This is a genomic window from Vibrio sp. CCUG 15886 (assembly GCF_028570825.1).
Taxonomy (GTDB): Bacteria; Pseudomonadota; Gammaproteobacteria; order Enterobacterales; family Vibrionaceae; genus Vibrio; species Vibrio vulnificus_B.
Map to the genome: position 1 here is coordinate 1 of NZ_JAQQBT010000058.1, position 588 is coordinate 588.

Consider the following 588-nt stretch of genomic DNA (forward strand, 5'->3'; position numbering starts at 1 on the left):
CATAACGCCCTGTTAAGGTGTGAGCAACGCAATACCGATGCCGCCGCATACCACCTTAAACACTAAACGCAACGCATAGTGAAAATGCCACGCGTTGCGAATCACTCTTAAACAGTTTGTTATACGCGTGCTGACACTACAACGGAACTTTCATAACCTTATGATTTGGCTAACTTTCAACATCAACCGCTAACCAACCTAAAGACTCATACAACGATGGTACATTTGTGTAAACATACAGGTTACTTTGAGTTGTTGCTGATACTTGCCTAACACCTCGATTGATCAGTTCACTCGCAATACCTTGACCACGCCACTCATTGGATACAAAGACTGCGTTAAGCCAAATAACTTCTGAGTCACCATGAGGTTCTGTAAAGCGCGAATAAGCGAGACCACCAATAACTTGGTTCTCTCTGAGAGCAACAATTACCGGTGGAAGGTTTATAGGTATCTACAAACAGAAAGTCAGACCATTCCGTTTGAAACAGCTTCTCTAGAGCAACCCAATACTCACTCTTTTCATCGCAATTTCTGAACACTACCTTGTTCATATTGGATTATTTCCTCAAAAGCGTATAACGCCGC

Annotated in this window: 1 pseudogene; it reads right to left on the reverse strand. The window is 42.7% G+C overall.

Annotated features, from left to right (window positions below):
- Window positions 1–169 precede the first annotated feature (169 nt).
- A pseudogene (locus PQQ36_RS22550) lies at window positions 170–554 on the reverse strand (GNAT family N-acetyltransferase).
- Window positions 555–588 lie beyond the last annotated feature (34 nt).